Consider the following 22,928-nt stretch of genomic DNA (forward strand, 5'->3'; position numbering starts at 1 on the left):
TGAGGATAGGTTTAAGTAGTTGATTATTAGCTTAAAGGTAGATAATACATCACAAAAACCAAGAAGCTCAAATATTAAATTATCTTTATGAAATTAGATAATATAAAACCAATTCAGGTATTTTTCGCACAACACCCATAACTAACTGATTATCAAAAGAAAAAGGCAGACCAGCACTAAACTGATAAGCTATAACGTGCCTTCTTAACCCAGGCATGAAATATTAGCTGGTGCTAAGCATATTCGGCCTTTAATTCCATAAGTTGAAAAATTGCTTCGTCTATTTTGGTTTTATGATTCCTGAGCAAGGAGTTGGTGGATGGTGGCAAATCGTTTATGGCAAGTGCCTCATTATAGTCTCCCCATATAGTCATCTCTCCTTTTCTACACTCTTCCAGAATGGCTTCTTCGTTATTACTGCTTATTGCTTTTTTCAGGCTCATCCATTTTCTATGTAGGTCGCCGGTAACACTGGTCCCTTTACCTTTCCCGGCGTCACCACCCAGGTTTTTAATCTCTCCTTTCAAATCGTGCCCAAATTTATAACGCTGTTCCACATATGTTTTAAAGAACTTTTTCAACTTTGGGTCATCAACATCCTCTACAGCTTCCCTATAGCCATTTTCCGCATCATAATTACGTGTGAGCAGCTGGGTTAACTTTTCAATTATTTCTTTTCTTGTTTCCATGGCATCTTTTTTTATTGGTTTTTTACAAAAGAAAATACCATAATTCTGCCATTGATTAAATCGCTCTTTATCAGTAACTTTATATACTCTTGTGAGAAATAAAGTCTCGCTTGTGGGGTAGAACGCACACTATCATGTAAACAAAATCATAATATTAGTGATTAAATTGTATTGGTAAGGAAATTGTCAGATTAATTATTGTGTTAAACACCAGACAAATATGGAGTTGGAAGAGCTATTGGTAAAAAAACTGATCAACAAGAGCATTTATCACCCCATATACGGTGAAATTGGGGAAATTAGAGGGTTTCAGAAGTATCAGGATCATAAATACATCATTTTCAAGGAAAGGAGTGTTGCCAATCTGACTGAAGAACAGGATGTGTTGAGGGCTATTCCGTCAAAACTGTTCTATCTCCACCTCAAGTCCAATGAGCTACGGGTAAATTTTGGCCCTCAATGGATATCCGAAGCACCAAAGTTTACTCAGGAAGAACTGGATAATCATGAAGAAGATGTGATGTCAAGAATTAATGAATACTATAAAAATAACTCTCTCTGGCAAGGTAGCGCCGCCACCAAAAATCAGAAATAAATTTCCTGTGCTAACCTGTAGGTGTTGGCATGTGCCTCAACAATGACTTTAATATCTTCTGAGTAACCGCCTCCCATCGAAGCCACTAGCGGAATGTTTCGCTCTTTCGCACATTGTAGCACCAGTTTATCTCTATCTCTGCAACCCGCTATACTTAAACCCAGCCGCCCCAGCTTATCAGTAGCCAGGACATCTACTCCGGATTGAAAAAATATAAAATCGGGCTGAACCTGGTCAAGCAAATTTTTCAGGTTTTTTTCAAGTGTATTTAAATAGAAATTATCCTGTGTACCATCAGGCAGGGCTATATCCAGGTCGCTGCACTCTTTATGCAGCGGGTAGTTATTTGCTCCGTGCATGCTGAAGGTAAATACTCTACTCTCATGTTGAAAAATCTCAGCTGTACCATTACCCTGATGCACATCCAGGTCCACCACCAGTATTTGCCTGGCCAGTTGATTTTCCAGCAAATAGTTAGAGGCCACAGCTATATCATTGAGCAAGCAAAAGCCTTCTCCCCTGTCAGAAAAGGCATGGTGTGTCCCTCCGGCAATGTTCATTGAAACACCGTATTGCATGGCATACAGGGCACATTGAACTGTACCATTGACAATGGTTACTTCTCTTTCCACCAATTGTGCCGAAAGCGGAAAACCAGTTCTCCTGACCTCTGACCTGGTAAGCGATAAGCTCTTTAATCTCTCCCAGTAACTCGAATTATGGGTACTTAATATTAAACTTTCTTCCGGCTTTTGAGGGCTGAAAATGTTATTATTGTTTATCGTTCCTTCATAAAGCAATTGTTCAGGAAGTAGCTCATACTTTATCATCGGAAAACGATGATTTTCAGGCAGTGGATGACTATAAATATCTGACCAGGCGATTTTTAACATATTAAGGGCTATCTTCCAGTAAGGACAGTAGGCTTGATAATTGAGGGTTGGCAAAATTAGGCAGTGTTACCTGGACGGTTGTCCCCCTGCCCGGATCAGATGCAATGTGGATCTGACCACCGAGCTTTTCCAAAACATTATGTACTATGTACAAACCAAGACCGGAACCTTCGGAATTCTCGGAAGCACGATAGAACATATCAAATATTTTGCTCAGGCTTTCCGCAGGTATGCCCTCTCCATTGTCTTCAATCTGGAGTACAAGACTTTCTTCTGTCACATCTGCCTTTATTTTCATGTATTGGTCAGGGTTCCCTTTTACCTGATACTTTACGGAGTTGCTTATAAGGTTATTGAGAACTACGCCCACTCTGACCGGATCGGATTTGAATACACTATCTTCCGAAACTTCAACCGAAACTCTTATTTTATCAAGTTTAACGGGATCAATTTGTTCAATTGAAGTCTCTATCATCCGCTTAATACTGATCTCCTCTATCTGCCCTTTAATTCTGCCGTTTCTTGAAAACGTCAGGAGATCGGTTATAAGTTTGTCCAGTCTTTTAATACTGACTTCCACGCGCCCAAGTATTTTAAATATATTTTCCCTGGACTTTTCTAATCCTGCAATATGGATCAATCCCAGGATGGTTCTCAACGGAGACCTTAGATCATGTGAGGCGTGGTAAACAAAATTGTCAAGTTCAAAATTTACCTTTTGTAGCTCTATAAAGTTCTTTTTCTTTTCTGAAATGTCCTGTATTACGCCTTCGAAGTACCCCTCTTTTTGGTTTAGCCGCCCGGAAACGCTTATCCAGACGGAGTAGTTATCCCTGGTTGATATCTTTAACTCACTGTTTTCGATAAACCCGTTATTTAGCAATGATCTCAGTAAACCCCAAAGGTTTTCGGTCTTCTGGAAGTATTTAAAGATGCTGTCATGAAAAATCGGATCCATGCTAAGGATATCCCAGGTTCTTTTGTTTGCCTGTATAATTTTGCCTGAATGCACATCTATTCTGAATATTCCGACTATAGAGTTCTGAAAGATGTTCTGATAGTTTTCCTTACTTAATTTTAAGGCCCGGTTGATCCTTAGCTGCTCTATTTCTTCTTTTCGTACCTGGAAAAGCAAATGATTGAACCTGTCGTACAGATAACCGATCTCACCTTTTTCATCATGTGAAATACTTTGGGAATAATCATTATGGATAGCTATATCTTCGGCAAAATCTGCCAGCCTGGTTATGGGTTTTGAAATATAGCCTTGTAGTTTATTGGTAAAAAAGACCGAAAGAATGACTATAATGGTAAAAATAACCAAAAGGTAAACTACATCCTTTCTCACCATCTGGGTGACAAGGGACTTTGGCACAAGGAGCAATACTGAACCGTAGTTCTCTTTTTTATACTCCACCATTTTACTTATCCGGAAGTATTGCTCGCTATTCAGCAGCAGCATGGCGGTATCCGGAGCAATGGCCTGGTCTCCTTTGTAGTAGGCAAAGAGACTATTATCTTTATTCAGTATATAGGCATGGCTTATTTCAGGTATACTGGCTACCTTCTCAATGATGTCCTGTCCACCGTTCTGGTCTTCAAAGATGAGCGGCCCCACACAGTATTCGCTGATGAGTCTGGCGGTGACATCCATCTGGTTCAGCACTGCTTTTCGGGTGTTATAATAGGAGTAATAGCTATAGAATGAAAAACTAATCAATAAGGCAGATATAGTCACGGACAATATGATGGCCGTCAGTTTATTCTTTATGGTTAGTTTTTTAAAGAACAGCATTATATCTTCTTTATAATTCTTGCAGCTTCCAACAAACGAAAATCAACATCCAGGCCGCTGGACTTAGCTGCTGATATATTTAACTCAAACCGGACCTTATTCTGTTCAAGATAAAAGTTAATTATTATTCCCTTCTTGGCAAAACCCTGGGTATCACCTATCGTAAGTATTGGTTTTGACCGTACTTTATCCAGTACCTTGTCCAGATCTTTGGCTTGTTCAGTGTTAATAAAAAGGATATTGCAGTTTTCAAGGCTGTCTATTTTATCAATGACATTAATTTTAACCGGCTTGTTTTTGATAGTTCGGTTTTTATAAATGTCGTACAGGTATTGATTGATATCACCTTCTCCCAGGATCGTTATGGTAAAGTAATCTAACGTGTCAGAGGTAGGCCATTCTATGAATTTGGAAAATTTTTCGAGCCAGATACTTTTCAAACGTGTTTCGCCAATCTGAGCCGGAGCTTCAACGTTAAAGCAAAGAAAACACAGGATAACAGGGCCATATTTCTTTAAAAAGGATCTCATAAGCACAACTCATTGCAAAATAGCACCACCTGCGTTATATCAGGAGTTTTCCGTTCATTTAATTTACAAACAAATGCTTTTACTTCTACCACTACAGATTCAATAAATTGCAGAGTTTCCTTTTATTTAAAATAAAGAAAGCTTTGAAATAACTAATAAGATAAATAATAAAACCTGAATTTACCAACATTTAGGCGCTATCTTCCGGGAGCTGTTTTTCATGTCCGCACTCTTTTCTTCCGTGTAGTAAAAAAGAGAATGATACGCTGTAACACCCTGTAATATAATGTAATAAACAGAATCAAAGACATAAACCAGATCATTAGTATGTTAAAAAACAACGTATCGATATAGGCTCCTGCAAAATGCTTTTTCGGGGCAAAAAACTTCGTCCTGATATCGAGATAGCTGACCGGCTCAAAATCTTCAAAATAGATTGGGTAAATCTTTTGTACAAGCCTGTTGTTCAACTCTATAACTCTGTAAGTACTGTTTGTGTTCTGAACAGCCGTAAGAATGGCATCATTCTGATATGTTAACCTTAATGAGTCTAACTTTTCAAGCCCTTCAGTAGTATCTGCCATAGCCTCAATTTTCCTGTTTTTCTCTTCTAGTGCTTCATTGTATCTGTTCACATACATCTGTCTCAGCTTATCGAGAAACTCACTGGTCGAAACATATGTTGCAGAATCAAACTCTTCCAATACCAATAAGTCCAGGTGCCCGAATTTATCATCGCCAACAGCTCTTAGCTCTTTACCAATTTCATTTCTCAGCAATTCTAATGACTGGCGCATTTTCCCGGCCTCAGGGGTAAGCCTTTTGTTCATGTTGTTAAACACATAAGCAAGCTCCGACTCTAGCCTGGGTATGTAATAGAGTTTTTTGTATTCGGCATTGGCTGCTTTCTTATCTATGGTGTAAAACTGTTTTTCATATTCGTTATCCTTAAACTGGGTAACCATGGCAGCTTCAAAGGCCCAGCGGGATGCCATAATTTCCCCTATCAAGGGTACCCCATCCATAGTGCTTACTCTTGGATTGAACTTGTCAAAGTTGATCACCACGCCGCTTAGTAAAAGCTGAGGGATCAGCAGTATAGGTATTAGAATATAAATGGTAACGGCTGAATTGAACGAGGCAGAAACATTGAGACCTAGCATATTGGCAAAACAGGAACTACTGAATAATATCAGCCAAAACCTTAGGCCCATGCCTTCAATCTCAAGTATCCAGTCGCCAATTAGAATGAAAGAAGCCGTTTGAATGGCGCTGATAAGAAACAAAATGGCAATTTTAGATGCCAGGTAGCTACTTCGGCTCAGGTTGAGGAACCGTTCCCTTTTCCTGATCTTCCTGTCTCTGAAAATCTCTTCGGCACTTATGGTAAGCCCCATAAACAGGGCTACAATAATACTCATGAAAAAATAGACAGGAATATTGTCATTTTCAAAAAAAGAGTAAGACGCGTTGTCAGTTTCAAGAGTACCGTAATAACGCACAAGGAAAGCCATAAAAAATGCCAGTATTGGCGCCTGGAGGAAGTTAATTACCATATACTGGGTATTGGCAATCTTTGAAAGTACATCTCGCGTAAGGTAAACCCCTAACTGGCGAAACCAGTTTGGTATTTCCTGCATTACCTTAATGCGCTCCTTTACATGCTTAATTTTAGGAAGCTTAATTTTCTCCCTGAAATACTGGTACCATTGCCCGGGCGAAACTTTCCTGGTGGTTGTCAGGCGCCCGTATTCATTGACAATCTTAGTTTCGATTATGCCAAATATTTGCTCCGCATTGATATTGCCACACTCCGGGCAGGCACTTTGGTTTTTATTGGCGGCATTGGTAATCTCCTTAAAATAGGTCACTGCTTCAACAGGGTTGCCATAATAGATCTGCAGACCGCCAACATCCAGTATGATCAGGCTGTCAAACATCTTAAAAATATCTGACGAAGGCTGGTGTATCACTACAAACACCATTTTGCCCCGTAAAGAAAGTTCCTTTAGCAGATCCATAATATTCTCGGAGTCCTGGGAGGACAGTCCCGACGTTGGCTCATCTACAAACAGCACACTGGGCTCTCGTAGTAGTTCCAGGCCTATGTTTACTCTTTTTCTCTGTCCGCCACTAATCGTTTTATCCAGAGGTGACCCCACTTTCAGGTTTTTTATGTCCATCAGGCCCAGGTTCATGAGTACTTTGTCAACAAGGTCTTCAGTTTCCTTCCGGGTGTACTGGCCAAAGCATAAGCGGGCGGAATAGTAAAGGTTTTCAAATACAGTAAGCTCTTCGATAAGCAGGTCGTCCTGAGGTATATAGCCTATGACACCTTCTACTTCTTCGGGGTGTTCGTAAATGTCTGTGCCATTAATCAGCACCCGGCCGCTGGAAGGCCGCTCAGAGCCATTGATCACGCTAAGCAAAGTAGATTTACCAGAGCCACTGGCACCCATTATGCCGATCAGCTTCCCTCCCTGCTCACTAATATTTACATTTTGCAGACCGGCACGACCACTTTTGAAGTGATAAAACAGGTGCTCTCCGCTAAATGTAATTTTGCTTTCAACCTGCCCCTGTAAAAACTCACTGACTACGTCGCTATAGTAAATGGTATCAATTTTATTTCCTCTTATAGTACTTCCTGTTGGAAAAATGTCGATTTTCCGGCTCTTCAAAGGAATACCGTTGAGTGTAAGTACAGATATACCGAGATACTTGATAAAGTAGGTCTCAATATTGGAAAGCCTTAAAATAGCAATCAGTCCTGTAAGGTTTTTAGCTACCAGCCTTGGGCCGTCAAATTCATATTCTCCGGAGCCTTCGTCAATGATAAGTACATCTTTCGATGCCAGCTCGTCGAGATCCTGCCCTGTAACAAACTTTCGCAACGCCACCATATCCCGCCTGGATATCTTCAGGGCCTCGCCAATATAGAAAATGAGGTTCCCCTGCCGTTCGGAAATTTCATTATCTGCAAAAACAAGTTCTATGATCTTAATAACCAACACTACTTTCTGCTGCATGGTGAGTGCCCGGTTAACCTGTTTGCTTATAGCCATTATCCTACCCCAATCCCCGACAAATTCCAGGGTGTCATCGTCCAGGTTCAGCCCTTCCCGTTGCTCCAGGTCATTTTCGCAGCAGAACTTATCAAACAGGTTTAAGTAAAAACCTATGGCTTCCTGATTAAGGTGTACAGAAAGAAACTCTTTGATATTGGCACGCTCATCTTCTGTTACCCTCTCTTTGGCAACAATCGCAAATAACTGAATTATAGCTCTAAGAAGTTCCTCACTCATGTATGGGCGTCCTTCGTTTTAAAGTAAATGGTTAAATAATAAAAGGTTACTCTGCAAAGCAACAGTAACAGCAATTAAATTTAAAAAGCAGTGGCAACTAATCCTGATTGCGTCTTACTTCCACACTTCTGAAAAGCAGATCGGCAGATTGCAGTATCTTATTTTTCAGGCTTGTGGGGTAATCATTGTGCTTATACAAAAACTGCCTTACCTCATCGACCGCTTTCTCTGAACTATGTCCGCCCAGGGTATTGTTCAGCCAGCGCTTGGGGAAAAATATGTCCCCGGTCACTTGTATCTCACGGAGTATTTCCAAACTGGGGGTAATGTATTTCACTGAGCTTTCTGACCTTAAGGGATGATGCAGATAATTAAGGGCCTCCAGCACCCAGGCTTCATTCTCTCTATTCCTGGGTTCTTTAAGTCCCTCAAAGAAAGTATCGCGCACAGTTTCATCTTCCGATAGCGCCGGCCTGATAAAATCAAACTTCCTTTTACGGTCCGGATTAGTAATTCTTTCGCCTTGTTCCATAAGTATGCTCTGGTAGTCTTCAACTTCCCTCACTGCCAATTCATATGCCAGGCTGGTAAAGTCTCTTTCGGAAAGGGGTAATCCTTCAAGTGTCATTTCTTCGTTCCATATGTTTTTCAGTACCAGCACACCGTTTTCTGATATGGCTATGGATTTTAATGCATTAAAATAGGTGGACTTTAAATTGGTGGATGGAGTATGCAACATCATATTAAGCAATATTCCTTCTAGCCGCGGAGCCAGTTTAACCCGGTTTTCATCTGAAATCATCTTCCAGTAAATGGTATAGATGATGCCGGTTATATATTCGGTGATCAGTGCTTCTTCTTCTCTTGGCAAACTCTCAATTGCCCTGTTTAGCAATTTATCCGGTGTTATGTCACCTCTGAGCACGGCCTCATACAGGTTAATCCAGATTGCAGCTCTTAATACAGGATCAGTAAAGCCATCAACATTCCTGATCAGATACTCTTTAGAGTCTGCGTTCATCCTAAAATAGCCATATCCAAGCCCGCCTCCATTGGTAAAAAGATATTCGGGAAACGGATCTCCTTTAAAATCGGGCTTATCCCTGCTGGTAAGCAAGTTGGCAGCATGATAGCTAACAGAATCGGGATAGCCCAGTAATACTTCCAGGTCCTGCAGCCACCAGAGGTCGTCATCCATTTCCATTTGATTATTGGCAGACCAGATGTTAAGTTTTGATATGGTTTTCTCATCCTTGGTCCCTATAATGTATTGTATTTCCGGCATTCCTGCCGCTTTCACCCAGTGTTCGTCCCATTTTTCCACATCAAACGGAGCATCTTTTGCCAGTATATTGATCAGCTCATCCCAGGTCGCATTTCCAAAGGCAAACTTCTCAAGGTATTCCTGAAGCCCCTGTTGAAACTTTTCCTGCCCCAGCCCCTCTTCCAGCATTCTCATTACTATGGGGGCTTTCTGATAGATAATGGATCCGTATAAAGTGCCCGCATCCTTAAGGTTATCAAGAGGTTGCTGTATCGGATGGGTGCCAAGTGTGCGGTCTACACTGTAAGCATTCGGATAGTGTGCTGTGAGGAACTGGAGGTCATGATTTACCTGGGGAAAGCCCGGGTTTACTATTTTGGAAGCCATCAGATTGGCAAACACTTCCTTGAGCCATACATCATTGAACCACTTCATGGTAACAAGGTCTCCAAACCACATATGTGCTGTTTCATGGGCGATAAGCCGGCCGCGACTAAGTTGCTGATTCAGTGTTGAGGACTGATCAAGCAACAGTGCTGAGGCATTGTACAAAACGGCACCCGGATGCTCCATACCTCCATATTGGAAAGAAGGTATAAGTATAAAATCAAATTTCTCAAATGGCATATCTATACCTGTATAGCTCTCCATCCACTCCAATGATTTTACATGCCAGTCAAATATAGCCTCAGTGTTATTAGAAAGCTTAACTGAATCTGTCTCCCGGTGATACATGTTAAGTTTTCTTCCATTTATATTTTTGGAAACGACTTTAAAGTCACCCACTACAAATGAGAACAGGTAACTACTAATAACAGGTGTTTCCTTGAATATATAAGTGGTTTTCGCCCCGGTATTATCCTTGGAAATGATGCTGCCATTAGCCACAGCTTTCCATTTTGAAGGAATAGTTAAAGACAACTTATACCTGGCTTTTAGGTCAGGCTGATCAAACAGAGGAAAACAGGTAGAGGCACGGTCAGGTACGAAAAGCGTGTAGAGATAATCTTCATAGCGATTCAGGGATTGCTCGCCGGCATCAAATTGTATATCAATGATATTACTTTTTTTTAATAAGCCAGCCGGCACTACAATATGCTCCTCTTCCCACTGAACATCGACAGGGCTGCCATTTACATCTATGGCCTTTAGTTTTTCCGGGTCGGCGTTGAAATCCAGAAGCAGGTCATCCTTGTCTTCCTTTAGATCGAAGGTTATCCTTGCCGTACTATGAATAGGGTCATTCTGGTCATGAGGAATATCAAAATGCAGCTCATAGGTAATATTATCAATTACTGATTTTCTAACATTGGCCAGTTGTTCTGAAATACCGGGAGCTAACAGGTTATCGCCTTTTTCAGAACATGAAACGTGCAATAAAATGATTATTAAAAGGGTAAATAATCTAAAACGGCAGTGTGTCATACCATAAACATAAAAAATAAATTCAATACTTTGCATTTATTTAAATCGCCTTTAATATTTAAATTAATATGGTCATCATGGCTTACTCCGGCAGCATGGTACAGGCTGAACCTGCAGCTATGTATATTGTTAAAAAGATGAATATCGTATAAAATATTCAACTTAATCGTTATGCACATCAAGAAATTCGGGAAGATCTTAATTGACTCATTCAGTTTATTGAAGGTCAATCAGCCCTTGTTACTGGGAGCTTCCACGGCCTTTTTTACATTGTTCTCGCTTGCTCCTATTATTATAATTATCATCAATATTCTCAGTCTCTATTTTCAGCAGGAGGAAATATCAGACCAGCTCTATGACCGTATCGAAATGCAATTTGGAGATGGCGCTGCTGAGGAGATCAGAAATATTGTGAACAACTTCAGGGATCAGGCCAGTAGCATATGGATCACCATCGGAGGAAGTGTATTTCTAATCTTTGTATCCACCACATTATTCCATGTGATCAGGCAGGCATTTAATCATATCTGGAATATCCGGATAAAGAAAACACATAATTTTATTTATACCCTGAAACAACGCACCCAATCTCTGTTAATCATATTTGCCGGCGGATTACTTTTCGTCGCTTCACTCTTTGCGGATACTGCCGTTGCTGTATTAAAAAGCTATCTGGACGAGCTTATCCCCTCTGTAGATGCCTTGCTGATCCAGGGAGTGAGTATTATACTGTCACTTTTGGTAGTTACTCTCTGGTTTACTATTCTGCTTAAATATCTTCCTGATGCCAAATTAAAAGGAAAAGATGCCCTGGTCGGTGGTTTCTTTACTGCGATTCTCTTCAACATCGGTAAGTACGTTTTAGGCAGATTTTTAATTACAGATAACCTCAACGACATTTTCGGAACTTCCGCTTCCATTATGCTGCTTTTGCTATTCATTTTTTACTCTTCACTAATCATGTATTATGGTGCTGCTTTCACCAGAACATACGCCAGGGCCGTGGGTTCTGATATAAAGCCCAAAAAGAATGCAGAACAATATACTGTTTCGGTGGTCAGAGAATAATTAACTTTGTCAACCCACCGACATGAAGAGCTTAAATGCTTTTACTAATTTTGACAATTAAATTCCCGATTATGAAATATAAACTATTGATAATACTCGTTGTAATGGTCTCCTGCGGGAAACAGTCATCGCAGGAAAACACTGACTCTACTGATATTTCGACTGAAGAAGAAGTTGTATCATACCCCACATTACTTCAAAATGCACTGAAATCTCACGGTGGACTACAGCAATGGCAGGCTTTCAACAGTCTGCAGTATGATGTGAAAACCACGCTTGGAAGTGAAAAAACAGAAACTCAGCTAATTGACCTCAAGTCAAGAAAAGTGCTGATTACGGGTAGCAACTATACTTTAGGTATGGATGGCAGCAATGTTTGGGTGTCTCCCGATAAGGCGACTTTTGGTGATATGCCTCCCAGGTTTTATCATAATCTTATTTTTTACTTTTTTGCTGTCCCATTTGTATTGTCAGATCCAGGCATTCAGTACGAGGACCTGGGAGAAAGATCAGTTGCAGGCCAAAACTACAGGGCATTGAAAATCTCTTTTAAAGAAGGCGTAGGCGACGCAGACGATGATCTGTACATAGCTCATTTCAACCCCGACACTTACCAGCTGGAACTTCTGCTTTACACCGTAACTTATTTTAGCGGGGAAAAGCATGAAAATTACAATGCACTCCGGTATACTGACTGGCAGAAAGTAAATGGATTGCTGGTGCCTGCTGTTATGGAGGGCTATAAATTCCAATCCGACAGTATAGGTGAACTAAGGTACAGGGCAGAGTTCTCAAATGTAGTATTTTCTGAGGAAGTACCTGACCAGGCTTTATTTGATATGCCTGAAAATGCGGAGATAGACAGTCTAAAGACGCCATAAAATAGCTTTCCGAAAACGAAAAATGCCGGAACAGTCTATGGCCTGTACTCCGGCATTTTTGTTATTGCCATTATTTTAAAGAGCAGTGCCTATTCTACAGCAGGCTGGTAATATCTTCGATGCCCATAGTTCTGTTTATGGTGAAGCCTTCTGCATATTCAACGCCAATTCTGTGACCAAATTCCTTAGCCCGGGCTTCAAGCATTTTCATAAATTCCGGGTTAGAAATAAACGTTTCAGGTTCGCTACTTCCAGGATCGTGAAACTGCGATTTAAACGCTTTTATAGCCTGCATTTTAACAGACCAATACTTGCTGATATCCACTACAAAATCAGGCCCGATAAAGTTGCTTTGAATATAGTGGTACACCACTCTGGGACGCCACGGCGCTAACTCCTCTCCTTCTTCATCTTCTAGCTCAACCCTCTTTAAACCAGCCAAAAAGCAAGCATCAACAGCAAGCTTTGCTGCCTTTCCATGGTCAGGGTGGCGGTCGGTAATTGCATTGGCCAAAACTATGTCCGGCTGATACTTACGTACAGCACGGGCTACTTCCAACTGATGTTTTCTGTCATTTTCAAAAAAAACATCTTCAAACCCTAAATTCTCCCTTATTGAAAGCTGCTGTATTTTCGCAGACTCCCTGGCCTCATGGTCTCTGATCTCTGCAGTGCCTCTTGTGCCCATCTCCCCCCGTGTAAAATCTACAACACCTACCTTGTATCCCATTGCAATATGTGCTGCCAAAGTACCAGCACAGCTTAGCTCCGTATCATCAGGATGTGCTGCAAATGCTAAAATATCAAGCTTCATAAATACCAATATTTGAAAAATATCGGCTAAACTAACCAAAAAAACATCAATAAGGCACCTTGATCCTGATATTCAGCGTTTAAACTTTGTCTTTTAATCTAAAAGCACAAAAAAAGGCTGCCTCAAAAACCGTTTCCAACTTCGCTGTCAATCTCAGGATTTCTGAAGCAACCTTCTCAAAGGTCAAACTCAAACAAAACACAAATACCTATCTCCAGGCCACGCTATGGCAGTGGTCTGTTATATCACGATATGCCAGATAATCATGGACATAGTAAGATAATTCTAACCTGTTGCCTGATACACTACCCTCACCTTCTATATGAAAACCACCCACATCCTGCGAGGGAATATACAAGTAGTTACCTTCAACATCGGCTATCACATCGATATCTGCACCGTAAAAATTTCTTAGTATTACCGAATACGGTTCGCCATGCAATGCAACAATATCAATATGATAATAGCTATAGGCATCAAAAGTCTCACTGTATTCTTCCACTTCAAACACTCCAAGGAACCGGTCCCTTACGTCAACATGTACATGCGGTTCTTCGACTACCGTAAGATGACAGGAAGAAAGAACGAGTAATATTATAAATGAGAGTAGTATTTGTTTTTTCATAGCCGTAAGTTTTAGTTTTCATTAAGGGGAGAAACAATTATGAGGCCAAAACCAAAAACAAAACACAACCATCTGATTTACAGTGCATTGAAATTTACTTTTTCCAAAAATCAGATTTAGAGTTTTCCGTAAATCTTATCATTTAAAAGGAAGTCTCCTGTCTCAGTAACTTCTATTGTTATTCGCGAGTGCAGGTTTCTTTCCTTATCGAAGAAGTATACGTAATAAAGGTGGGGTACCAGTTTCTCCTTTAGGTCTTCAGCAAATCCGAGTTCCACATCAAACTCCATAGGTAACTTCATTTTTCTACTGTAAACCTGATTTCCCTGGTTGTTAACCACTTTAACCCGAAAGTCATTTTCACTCAGGCCGAGTAAAGATATTTTAATAGAAACATATGGAAGCATGTCACTGGACTTGTCATAGTATTCGGTATACGAAATTTCACCATGGGGTGGCGCCGGCTTTGTTTTGAAATTATAATCGAGTTCGAAATTATAAGTGGAGTCTGACCTGAACGGCACAATATCCTGCGCACGGAGTGCCGAGGACATCACAAAAAAACACATAAAACCTAATATAGGTCTAAAACATTTTGCCATACTGTCAATATAAACAAATAAATTCTGCTTTAAAATCCGCAACGGAAGGATATCTTACTCACTCTACTTCCCGGCCTTGCAAAAATGATTTTTATCATAAGAACAAGTGCTGTAAAATCATTATATTATAGTAATGGCACCTGTAAATTGACATCTGACAAAACAACAACCGAATCATGTGCGTAGTGTATTGCTATTCAATTATAAAAATATATAGATAATGAAGCTGAACGAAGATATTGAGAAGCCCGGTAAAACTCTTCAAAAAGTTATTTGGGAAATTTCTTACCATAAGAAGGAAGAAGTATTAATTAAATGATTAGATCTTAAAACCATGGCACATAAAAAAATTCTGGTCCCGATGGATTTTTCGAGATGTTCGAAAAATGCCTTGAAATATGCAATACACATTGGCAAAAGAATGCCGGCTGACTTACTGCTTATGCATGCTTTTAGTGTACCTGTTACGCATGGAGAAATGGGTGCAATTTCAATTGTTAATACGCTTGTAAGCGGTATAGAAGAAGATATACAGGAAGACTTTTCTAAATTGGTACATGACGTACCCGAATTATCAGAGGTTAAATACGAAACAGTGATCAAACACGGATCAGTGGTCGATGCATTCATTGCGGAGTCACGGCGATTTCATCCAGACATGGTGGTAATGGGTACTAAGGGAGCGCACGGCATAGATGAGATCATACTCGGCACCAATGCCTTTGCCGTCACAAAAAACAGTGCAGTGCCTGTACTGATCATCCCTGAAAATGCAGGATACCGGCCTCTTAAAAAAATAGCACTGGCAAGTGATTATAAAGATGTGCATGTTGGTCTTATTGACCCCCTGCTTTTACTCAACGATGTTTTTGGATCCGAAATACATATTGTTCACATCAGTAAACAAAAAGCGCTTAGCATTGAAGAAGCTGAAGAAGCTAAAAAATTGCAACGCTACTTTAAGGACGTACCACATCACTATCATCTGCTACAAGCTGATGACATAGAGGAAGGGTTGAATAGCTACTGTCAGGACCATAAAATCGACCTGCTTACCCTGATACCGCGAAAGCACCAGTTATTTGAGATACTCATGAAAGGCCGGCAAAGTAAAAAAATAATTTTCCATACAGGGATACCTGTGCTAACACTCCCCACATAAACGACTGATTATTTGATACATACGTAATTATTTAAGTAACAAATTTGTTGATAGCTTTTAAATTAAAAGGGTTAACTTTGAAGGTTTCTGCCTGGCCCAAGTTGAATTTCACTTATAGAGCAGTTCCGCTGCCTTGAGTGCTTTCTAAATATATTACGTAAATGAGTGTTATTCACCTCCGAATCATTAATTGTATTGTATTTATTTTTGGAAGTTTTACCCTCTTCGGGCAGACTTCTCAAACGGATAGCCTTAGTGCCAGGCTTGCTGTCGTAAAAGAGGACACCTCCATCGTGAGGCTTTATATTGAGCTGGCAAAAAGCTGGAAAAGGGTTAACACAGACTCTTCCCTGCACTACGCAAACCTGGCCATTGACCTGGCTAAAACCATTGAGTTTACTACAGGAGAAGCCATGGGTCTTGATGTCCGGGGCCGGGTTTTTATTGCTGAAAGGGAATTTGAAAAAGCAGTAGAAAACTTTGAATCAGGTCTTCAATTGCTGGAAAAGCAAGGCAGGCACAACGAATCCGCTGTCGGCTATCTTTACAATGGCCTGGCATTTGCCCACCACCTGCAGGGGAAAGTAGAGTTATCCGCAACCTATATGGTAAAGGCTGTCAAATTATTTGATGCACTTCATGATAGCACAGGAGTAATGAAGAATGCGATGAATGCCGGGGTGGCATACGTAGATATGGGAAGTTTCATAAAAGGACTCGAATTGTATCAATTGGCCCTTTCTTATGCCGAAAAAAAGGGGCATCAACACTACGTGGGTTTAATTAACAATAATATTGGTGTGATCTACCGAAAGCAAAAACAGTATGATCTGGCTCTCATCTACTTCAATAAATCTTTCGAAATTGTATCCGAGCTGGGTGACAAATCCGGTATGGCCAATGCTCTAAATAACCTGGGGCTGGTCTATGAAAACAGCGGTGAATATGAAAAAGCCCTCGAGTATTACCATAAAACCATGGAGCTGGATAAAGAGACTGGTAATGAATATGGAATCGCATTGACTTTCAATAATATAGGTCAGATACTGAGAGAGCAGAAGCGTTATGATAAAGCCATTGAGGCTTACGAAAACTCCTTCACTATCATGGAAGGGCTCAATAACAAATGGGGGCAAAGCAAGGCCCTGAATGGCCTTGGTAAAGTTTACCTGGAGCAAAAGGCCTACTTAAAGGCCTACCGCCCGTTAAACGAAGGTTATGAACTTGCCAAAGAAATCGGAAATACGGAACTACTCAATCAGGCCAGTTCGAATTTGCACGAGTATTATGAGGCGGTTGGTGACCCTAAAAATGCGCTTAAGTTTTACAGGATTTTCTATACTACACAGGACTCCCTGTACAATGAAGAAACCACCAAAAAGCTGGCACGTATGGAAGCTGAATACGAGTTCCAGAAAGAGCGTGACAGTCTTAATTTTGTGCAGCAAAGAATGGCCTTGGAAGCTGATCAGAAAATATCCAGGCAGGCCCTCATCCAGAGGGTAACCGTAGCAGGTTTGGTAATAGTATTAATGCTTGCTGTCATCATATGGCGATACTCCAGACTGAAGAGGAGGGCTAATTTTGAACTGGCCGAAAGGAATATACAAATAGAGGCCCAAAATGAGGAGATTATTGCGCAAAGAGATCAACTGGAGGAAAGAAACAGAATAGTTGAGCAACAAAAGTTTCAGTTGGAAGAGGTCAATGAAGAGCTTAGAGCGCTTAATGAAGAAAAGAGTATGCTCATGGGGGTTGTGGCTCACGATCTCAAAAGTCCTCTGAACCAGATCTTAGGCCTGATCGACATCGCTAAAAAATCAGTAGATAATATACCTCCCGAGCTAAACATATATCTCGAAAAGATCCATTCCAGTGCCAACAGTTCCACACAAATGATCAACCGGATACTGGATGTGGGGGCCATTGAAAATAAGGATGAGGTAACCCTTCATGAAGTCAAGGTCTACCCTATTCTGAAAAAAACCGTAGAAGATTTTCAGGTATTGGCACGAAAAAAAGATATCTCACTAAAATTCCAGGAAACCCATACGGAACTGCAGGCATTGATCGACGAAAATTACTATGAACAGGTTATTCAAAACCTGATATCAAACGCTATCAAATTTTCACCCAAAGGAGAAAACGTCTTTATAAGTCTTCTGGAAGAAGGCAATAAAATCATTACCAAGGTAGCAGATGAAGGTCCCGGAATAAGTAAAGAAGATCAACCGAAACTATTCAACAAATATGAGACCCTCACGGCCCGGCCTACTGATGGAGAAAGCTCTACAGGTTTAGGTCTTGCCATTGTTAAAAAATATGTTGACGCCATGCGTGGTACTGTAACCTGTGAAAATGGACCAGGGAAAGGAAGTACTTTTATTGTGTCATTTCCAAAGGCGTAACGGATAAGTCATGGCCAGCCGCTCAGGCATGGTATCGATTATTATGAGGTGAACAAGTTAGTTAAAAGACACATTATCATATTTCATTGCATGCATGCCAAATAGCGATTATTTTATGGCAGGGCTTTCATGTGGCGCGTATTTATTTTCGATTTCCAACAAATACAGTATTCTTAAAGATCATTATGCTGCCTGGTCGTTATAATCATTTAAATCAGATTGTCCTGTAGTGGCAAAACAGGAACCTGCACATTTGAAATTTTAGCAATAATTATCAAATAATGCCGGGCAAACCTTGTTAATATTGCCTTTAGCCATGAAACACTACTACTATCAAAGGGTGAAGCAAGCCGTAAGGTTTATAGAAGAAAATTTAACACATGAGCTGTCGGTTGATCGTATTGCAGAGCAGGCATGTTTTTCCAAGTACTATTTTATTCGGGTGTTTATGGCTATAACGGGAGATACGGTGGGTGAATATGTAAGAAAAAGAAGAATAACCCGGTCGGCCGAAGACCTGATTTCTACCGACAGGTCCATCCTGTCTATTGCTATGGATTACCAGTTTGAGTCTCAGGAGGCATTTACCCGATCATTTAAAAGTGTTTACCGGATTACACCTGCCAAATACCGTAAACGTGGCTTTCACCAACTGGCTTATAGAAAAAATGAGCTGTCGGACAGCAAAATTGAGCATTTAAAAAAAAATATAACCCGCGAGCCGCAAATTGTAGAAACCATAGCTAAAAAGCTGGTAGGTGCATTTATATCAACTTCATCTTCCCGGGCTCACCACAATATCCGTGAGCTTTGGATGAGCTTTATACCCAGGATCAAAGAAATCAGGCATGTAACGGATACCGGTATGTATGGAGTCCACCCATATGACAGCGAATCAAAAGTGGAAGATTTCTCCGAACAATTTACCTTTCGAAAATGGGCGGCCGTAGAGGTTAGCCATTATGAAGATATCCCGGCAGGGCTGGCTTGCTATGATTTACCTGCAGGCAAGTACGCTCGCTTTACCCACAAAGGAGGCATCAGGGATTTCCACATATCTATGGATTATGTTTACGGTACCTGGTTGGCCGCATCGGATTTTGAACTGGACTTGCGAGACGATTTTGAGCATTATGGAGAGAGGTTTTATGGCCCTGAGAACCCTGCTTCTGAAATAGATATATTTATACCTGTTAAATAATGATGATATGACAGACGTAATTTACGACAAGACCTTTGAAATATCAGACTTTGCCGAAGGTGATTTGAAAAAAGCTGATTATGAAGGTTGCACATTTGTTAACTGCACCCTGAGTAACGCAAACCTCACGGGCATCAACTTCATAGACTGCTCCTTCTCCAACTGTGACCTGAGTATGGCCACTTTGAATGATACTGCATTCAGGGATGTCTGGTTCACAGATTGTAAGCTACTCGGCCTGCGTTTCGACCTTTGCAAGGAGTTTCTGTTTGAAGTGAATTTTGAAGGATGCCAGCTCAACCTCTCCTCTTTTTTTCAACGCTCACTCAAAAAAACACGGTTCAAAAACTGTGAACTTAAAGAAGCAGACTTTGCAGAGGCCAACCTTACTGAATCAGTTTTTGACAACTGCGATCTTTCAGGTGCCATTTTTGACAATACCATCCTGGACAAGGTAAACCTGGTTACGGCTTATGGCTATACTATAGACCCTGATAAAAACAGCATAAAAAAGGCCAAGTTCTCCGCTTCGGGAGTGGTCGGACTGCTCAGCAAATATGATATTGTAATAGAATAGAACCATAAAAAATCAGCCTTATGCAACCACCCAGAATAGAAACCATACCTGAAAAGAAACTTGTAGGGAAGCACCTTGAAATGACGCTGGCAGACAACAAAACGCGTGAACTATGGCAAAGCTTTATGCCTTACCGCAGTACCATCAAGCACCGTACTTCTGCTGATCTGATCAGTATGCAGGTTTATGATCAGCAGGCTGGTTTCACAGGTTTTGACCCACATGCTAAATTCACCAAATGGGCAGTAGCAGAAGTCTCTAGCTTTGACCACATGCCGGAAGGTATGGAACAATACATCCTCAGAGGAGGCATGTATGCTGTATTTATTCACAAAGGCACACCTGCTGATTTCCCCAAAACCTTTCAGTTTATCTTTGGTACCTGGCTACCACAATCTCCTTATGAACTAGACAACAGAGAGCATTTTGAGATACTGGGTGATAAATACAAAAACAACGATCCCGGCTCTGAGGAAGAGGTTTGGGTACCAGTAAAGAGCAAGTAGTCCCTGTACGGTTTCCGGGTTTTCATTATCTTTAAAAAATGAATGCAACCGACTGGCTGCGCTCAATCGGGCTTTTCCCGATACTCCTCGCCTACTTTCTTAATGTAACAGAAAAAATATCAAACAAGGATCTGTCATTCATCCTCCTGAACCTGATCGGCGCCTCTATGACCTGCCTGGCCTCTGTTTTATTGAAGCATGTACCCTTTATAATCCTTGAAGTGGCATGTGTGATCGTATCCTTAGCTTCGCTGATCAATTATGGAAAAGGTGGCTGATATGTCAAAGGCAATTGTTCTTTAAATAACATGCAGTTTATCCTTTTTTTGACTTTAACTATATAAGCCTGAAGAATTGATACATGGATAAGTCCATGTCATCACATCACTGGAACCTGAACACTATAGTAATGCCTGATCAGTGAGCTTCACTTAATTCAAATCTCCCGGAACTTTGGGAGTATTCCAGTTTATGTATATCCCATTTGCCATACGATGCTTGCTTCTCCAGCTTTTGGGCAATGATCATTTTTGACCCGTCCGTACGTAAATTAATCATGCCATACTTCGTAAGGTAGCTATTGAGGTTTTTGTTGGTCTTTAAAAGTTGAGTTTTTAAATTCCTGGTGAGGGCATCATTATCTATCTTCTTAATCTCAGTAGCCAGGGATTCTGCTTTTGCTACCAGCATATTCAGTTTTTTGAGTTTAGCCATTGTCAACTCCACATTTGATCTTGCAAGTTCGGTGGAAAATATTAGCGGTTTTTTACCATAACCACATTTCCCAAATGCCCCTATAGCATCGGGTCTGGGGTGGGCATAGCTCTCATCATCTCCGGACGAAATAATTGTAGCAGCACTGTTTACAGCCTCGAGAAAATCATAATTGAAGTGGTTGCTACCATGATGGCAGGCCTTAGCAGCATCAACCTCCAGTTCATCAGGTCTATTTATACTTTTATAATAATTACAAATGATCTCACCGAATTCAGAATTTACATCACCCCCAAGAAGCATTCTTGCCTTATCATACTGTAGTTTGATAATCAGTGAGTGTCCATTTTTATCTTTTCCCGTATTATTAATCGTTCTAAGCGCGTGTCTGCCATTGGATCCTTCGTGTATCGGCCCCAGTACTTTCAGACTAAATGGAAGGCCCTTAATTGTATTGCTACCATCAAAATCCTGAACAAACCTGTTTTCTTCCAGTAATCCGATAAATTCCACATCCGGGCTATATTTTAAACATTCATAAAGCGTTTTGCAGTAAGTTGACCTCGTTCCCTTACGATTATTCTGATCACCGATTAACGCACGCATTTCATCATTTGTCCGCACTAAACCAAGTATATGGTTGTTCTTAACTTCACCAAAAGGTAAGTCACCGGGCCGCTCCACCAGGCAGTTATGATATATCTTATCGAAATTGATTTTATCGTTTTTAAAGATATTTTTAAAACCGCCGTAATGATCAAGATCAGAATGACTTATTATACCTTTGAAAAGAAACGGTAATGGAGTTTTTCGATCATACAAATTAAACCGCCAGGACAAGTAGCGCTCCATATTATCGCCTTTACCAGCATCCACTATAAAGTGCTGATCGTCAGGTGTAACTACATGACAACCATCTCCTTGTCCAATATCAACGAAGTTTATTTCCAATAATCGATCCTTTCTGATTTCATCAACTTTGACCCAACCTGTATTTCCTCTACACCTTACTCTTATTCTATTATTGACAACTTCGGTATCAAGAATTTTGATATAATCACCAAAAAGCAAATGATTATTCCAATCCTTGTCTGTCTGGTTTTTATAAATTTTAATGGAAGGGAACTCAGCAAAGCAATATTTGGTAGCAGTTCCATTGTACCGATCTGTTGAGAGGTGTGACATGTTTTTTAAGTTCAATTTCAGCAATTAATAATTGCCCGTAAATACCCAACCTTGGGTATTTTTGGGAAAAGGAAGAGGCAACAAGAATAAATAAAAATGCAAATAACTTTACTGAGTCTGACGGCATTGATGAGAATTAATGCGCCTTCGGCTTCGATTCCGAAAAGAAAAATACCAATCCGTTTTTCCAACAGATTGGTATCTCCAAGTTTATTTTAGCTGTAGAATAGTCTGCCTTCTAAAATATGCAGCCTTCAACCCCTCCAAAGACCGTCCTCCTGCTGATTCTCCGAAAAAAGCCATACATAGGCAATTTCTCCATTCTTCACTTCAAACAAACCTCCCATATCCAGGCTTTGATTGCGTTTAACAAAGGTAAAGCGGATGGGTGCAGCTACTAAGTCTCCGCTCTCTGTTAAAAGTCCGTTAGGCCTGATAATCAAACTTCCTCCTGCATCTTCTATCATCCCAAAAATCATCTGACCAATTTCATCAGGACTACTTTTTAGGCCGGAAAATTTATTCATTCCCGGCTGGTGCCATTTTACATTGGCCGCAAAACATGTAAGTGCTTTTGCTATGTCTCCTTTTGCCATGGCATTAAAATATGTCTCCACTATGGTTTTAGCACTTACCTTATTTGCCTTTTGAATCATCAACTTATACATACATTTACTACTTTAATAAAA

Annotated in this window: 20 protein-coding genes; 9 read left to right on the forward strand and 11 right to left on the reverse strand. The window is 40.5% G+C overall.

Annotated elements, in window-relative coordinates; genetic code table 11:
• Positions 1-233 precede the first annotated feature (233 nt).
• Positions 234-689, reverse strand: a complete 456-nt coding sequence (locus LVD17_RS23815; protein WP_233762047.1) for a ferritin-like domain-containing protein — start codon at positions 687-689, stop codon at positions 234-236.
• 220 nt (positions 690-909) lie between these two features.
• On the opposite strand from LVD17_RS23815, the gene LVD17_RS23820 reads away from it, so the two are divergent.
• Complete coding sequence (locus LVD17_RS23820) at positions 910-1,284, forward strand: hypothetical protein (RefSeq protein ID WP_233762049.1); 375 nt, start codon at positions 910-912, stop codon at positions 1,282-1,284.
• Here the strand turns inward: LVD17_RS23820 and LVD17_RS23825 are convergent.
• The 5 genes from LVD17_RS23825 to LVD17_RS23845 all read right to left on the reverse strand — a co-directional run bounded on the left by LVD17_RS23825 (position 1,275) and on the right by LVD17_RS23845 (position 10,448).
• Complete coding sequence (locus LVD17_RS23825; RefSeq protein ID WP_233762051.1) at positions 1,275-2,177, reverse strand: histone deacetylase family protein; 903 nt, start codon at positions 2,175-2,177, stop codon at positions 1,275-1,277. The genes LVD17_RS23820 and LVD17_RS23825 overlap by 10 nt on opposite strands.
• Before the next feature lies 1 nt (position 2,178).
• On the reverse strand, positions 2,179-3,972 hold the full coding sequence (locus LVD17_RS23830) for an ATP-binding protein (RefSeq protein WP_233762053.1): 1,794 nt from the start codon (positions 3,970-3,972) through the stop codon (positions 2,179-2,181).
• Entirely contained in the window at positions 3,972-4,502 is a 531-nt protein-coding gene (locus LVD17_RS23835; protein WP_233762055.1) for a YfiR family protein, read from the reverse strand. Before LVD17_RS23835 ends, LVD17_RS23830 begins: the two co-directional genes overlap by 1 nt.
• A gap of 218 nt (positions 4,503-4,720) precedes the next feature.
• Positions 4,721-7,807 carry an ATP-binding cassette domain-containing protein gene (locus tag LVD17_RS23840; protein WP_233762057.1) on the reverse strand — a complete coding sequence of 1,029 codons (3,087 nt, stop codon included), beginning with the start codon at positions 7,805-7,807 and terminating at the stop codon, positions 4,721-4,723.
• 97 nt (positions 7,808-7,904) lie between these two features.
• Positions 7,905-10,448, reverse strand: coding sequence for a M1 family metallopeptidase (locus tag LVD17_RS23845; protein WP_233762059.1), 2,544 nt, complete (start codon positions 10,446-10,448; stop codon positions 7,905-7,907).
• Between the two features lie 219 nt (positions 10,449-10,667).
• On the opposite strand from LVD17_RS23845, the gene LVD17_RS23850 reads away from it, so the two are divergent.
• Both LVD17_RS23850 and LVD17_RS23855 read left to right on the forward strand, forming a co-directional pair.
• Positions 10,668-11,564 carry a YihY/virulence factor BrkB family protein gene (locus LVD17_RS23850; protein WP_233762061.1) on the forward strand — a complete coding sequence of 299 codons (897 nt, stop codon included), beginning with the start codon at positions 10,668-10,670 and terminating at the stop codon, positions 11,562-11,564.
• Between the two features lie 71 nt (positions 11,565-11,635).
• Positions 11,636-12,445 carry a DUF6503 family protein gene (locus LVD17_RS23855; RefSeq protein WP_233762063.1) on the forward strand — a complete coding sequence of 270 codons (810 nt, stop codon included), beginning with the start codon at positions 11,636-11,638 and terminating at the stop codon, positions 12,443-12,445.
• A 94-nt stretch (positions 12,446-12,539) separates the two neighbouring features.
• Here LVD17_RS23855 and bshB1 read toward each other — a convergent pair whose 3' ends face one another.
• The 3 genes from bshB1 to LVD17_RS23870 form a co-directional block, all read right to left on the reverse strand.
• Positions 12,540-13,259, reverse strand: a complete 720-nt coding sequence (gene bshB1 / locus LVD17_RS23860) for a bacillithiol biosynthesis deacetylase BshB1 (RefSeq protein ID WP_233762065.1) — start codon at positions 13,257-13,259, stop codon at positions 12,540-12,542.
• Positions 13,260-13,467: 208 nt separating this feature from the next.
• A complete protein-coding gene (locus LVD17_RS23865; protein WP_233762067.1) occupies positions 13,468-13,884 on the reverse strand; it encodes a hypothetical protein in 417 nt (138 codons plus the stop codon).
• A 116-nt stretch (positions 13,885-14,000) separates the two neighbouring features.
• Complete coding sequence (locus LVD17_RS23870) at positions 14,001-14,438, reverse strand: hypothetical protein (RefSeq protein WP_233762069.1); 438 nt, start codon at positions 14,436-14,438, stop codon at positions 14,001-14,003.
• Between the two features lie 382 nt (positions 14,439-14,820).
• On the opposite strand from LVD17_RS23870, the gene LVD17_RS23875 reads away from it, so the two are divergent.
• From LVD17_RS23875 to LVD17_RS23900, 6 genes are all read left to right on the forward strand, one after another.
• Positions 14,821-15,648, forward strand: coding sequence for a universal stress protein (locus LVD17_RS23875; RefSeq protein WP_233762071.1), 828 nt, complete (start codon positions 14,821-14,823; stop codon positions 15,646-15,648).
• A 161-nt stretch (positions 15,649-15,809) separates the two neighbouring features.
• Positions 15,810-18,056: an ATP-binding protein gene (locus LVD17_RS23880; protein ID WP_233762073.1), complete on the forward strand. Its 2,247-nt coding sequence runs from the start codon at positions 15,810-15,812 to the stop codon at positions 18,054-18,056.
• Between the two features lie 316 nt (positions 18,057-18,372).
• Positions 18,373-19,257 carry an effector binding domain-containing protein gene (locus LVD17_RS23885; RefSeq protein ID WP_233762075.1) on the forward strand — a complete coding sequence of 295 codons (885 nt, stop codon included), beginning with the start codon at positions 18,373-18,375 and terminating at the stop codon, positions 19,255-19,257.
• A 7-nt stretch (positions 19,258-19,264) separates the two neighbouring features.
• On the forward strand, positions 19,265-19,834 hold the full coding sequence (locus LVD17_RS23890; RefSeq protein WP_233762077.1) for a pentapeptide repeat-containing protein: 570 nt from the start codon (positions 19,265-19,267) through the stop codon (positions 19,832-19,834).
• A gap of 20 nt (positions 19,835-19,854) precedes the next feature.
• Positions 19,855-20,340 (forward strand): GyrI-like domain-containing protein, encoded by a 486-nt coding sequence (locus tag LVD17_RS23895; protein ID WP_233762079.1) that lies wholly within the window; start codon positions 19,855-19,857, stop codon positions 20,338-20,340.
• 38 nt (positions 20,341-20,378) lie between these two features.
• Entirely contained in the window at positions 20,379-20,618 is a 240-nt protein-coding gene (locus tag LVD17_RS23900) for a CBU_0592 family membrane protein (protein WP_233762081.1), read from the forward strand.
• Positions 20,619-20,757: 139 nt separating this feature from the next.
• Here the strand turns inward: LVD17_RS23900 and LVD17_RS23905 are convergent, their stop codons facing one another.
• On the reverse strand, positions 20,758-22,239 hold the full coding sequence (locus LVD17_RS23905) for a ComEC/Rec2 family competence protein (protein WP_233762083.1): 1,482 nt from the start codon (positions 22,237-22,239) through the stop codon (positions 20,758-20,760).
• Between the two features lie 254 nt (positions 22,240-22,493).
• A complete protein-coding gene (locus LVD17_RS23910) occupies positions 22,494-22,907 on the reverse strand; it encodes a nuclear transport factor 2 family protein (RefSeq protein WP_233762085.1) in 414 nt (137 codons plus the stop codon).
• Between the last annotated feature and the right edge of the window lie 21 nt (positions 22,908-22,928).

Source organism: Fulvivirga ulvae (assembly GCF_021389975.1).
Lineage (GTDB): Bacteria > Bacteroidota > Bacteroidia > Cytophagales > Cyclobacteriaceae > Fulvivirga > Fulvivirga ulvae.

Bases quoted from the DNA above. Each gene is read 5' to 3' on its own strand.
- LVD17_RS23875 (WP_233762071.1), top strand. From the start codon at position 14,821: ATGGCACATAAAAAAATTCTGGTCCCGATGGATTTTTCGAGATGTTCG.
- LVD17_RS23815 (WP_233762047.1), bottom strand. From the start codon at position 689: ATGGAAACAAGAAAAGAAATAATTGAAAAGTTAACCCAGCTGCTCACA.
- LVD17_RS23870 (WP_233762069.1), bottom strand. From the start codon at position 14,438: ATGTCCTCGGCACTCCGTGCGCAGGATATTGTGCCGTTCAGGTCAGAC.
- bshB1 (WP_233762065.1), bottom strand. From the start codon at position 13,259: ATGAAGCTTGATATTTTAGCATTTGCAGCACATCCTGATGATACGGAG.
- LVD17_RS23885 (WP_233762075.1), top strand. From the start codon at position 18,373: ATGAAACACTACTACTATCAAAGGGTGAAGCAAGCCGTAAGGTTTATA.
- LVD17_RS23910 (WP_233762085.1), bottom strand. From the start codon at position 22,907: ATGTATAAGTTGATGATTCAAAAGGCAAATAAGGTAAGTGCTAAAACC.
- LVD17_RS23880 (WP_233762073.1), top strand. From the start codon at position 15,810: ATGAGTGTTATTCACCTCCGAATCATTAATTGTATTGTATTTATTTTT.
- LVD17_RS23850 (WP_233762061.1), top strand. From the start codon at position 10,668: ATGCACATCAAGAAATTCGGGAAGATCTTAATTGACTCATTCAGTTTA.
- LVD17_RS23855 (WP_233762063.1), top strand. From the start codon at position 11,636: ATGAAATATAAACTATTGATAATACTCGTTGTAATGGTCTCCTGCGGG.
- LVD17_RS23835 (WP_233762055.1), bottom strand. From the start codon at position 4,502: ATGAGATCCTTTTTAAAGAAATATGGCCCTGTTATCCTGTGTTTTCTT.
- LVD17_RS23840 (WP_233762057.1), bottom strand. From the start codon at position 7,807: ATGAGTGAGGAACTTCTTAGAGCTATAATTCAGTTATTTGCGATTGTT.
- LVD17_RS23895 (WP_233762079.1), top strand. From the start codon at position 19,855: ATGCAACCACCCAGAATAGAAACCATACCTGAAAAGAAACTTGTAGGG.
- LVD17_RS23900 (WP_233762081.1), top strand. From the start codon at position 20,379: ATGAATGCAACCGACTGGCTGCGCTCAATCGGGCTTTTCCCGATACTC.
- LVD17_RS23825 (WP_233762051.1), bottom strand. From the start codon at position 2,177: ATGTTAAAAATCGCCTGGTCAGATATTTATAGTCATCCACTGCCTGAA.
- LVD17_RS23890 (WP_233762077.1), top strand. From the start codon at position 19,265: ATGACAGACGTAATTTACGACAAGACCTTTGAAATATCAGACTTTGCC.
- LVD17_RS23905 (WP_233762083.1), bottom strand. From the start codon at position 22,239: ATGTCACACCTCTCAACAGATCGGTACAATGGAACTGCTACCAAATAT.
- LVD17_RS23820 (WP_233762049.1), top strand. From the start codon at position 910: ATGGAGTTGGAAGAGCTATTGGTAAAAAAACTGATCAACAAGAGCATT.
- LVD17_RS23865 (WP_233762067.1), bottom strand. From the start codon at position 13,884: ATGAAAAAACAAATACTACTCTCATTTATAATATTACTCGTTCTTTCT.
- LVD17_RS23830 (WP_233762053.1), bottom strand. From the start codon at position 3,972: ATGCTGTTCTTTAAAAAACTAACCATAAAGAATAAACTGACGGCCATC.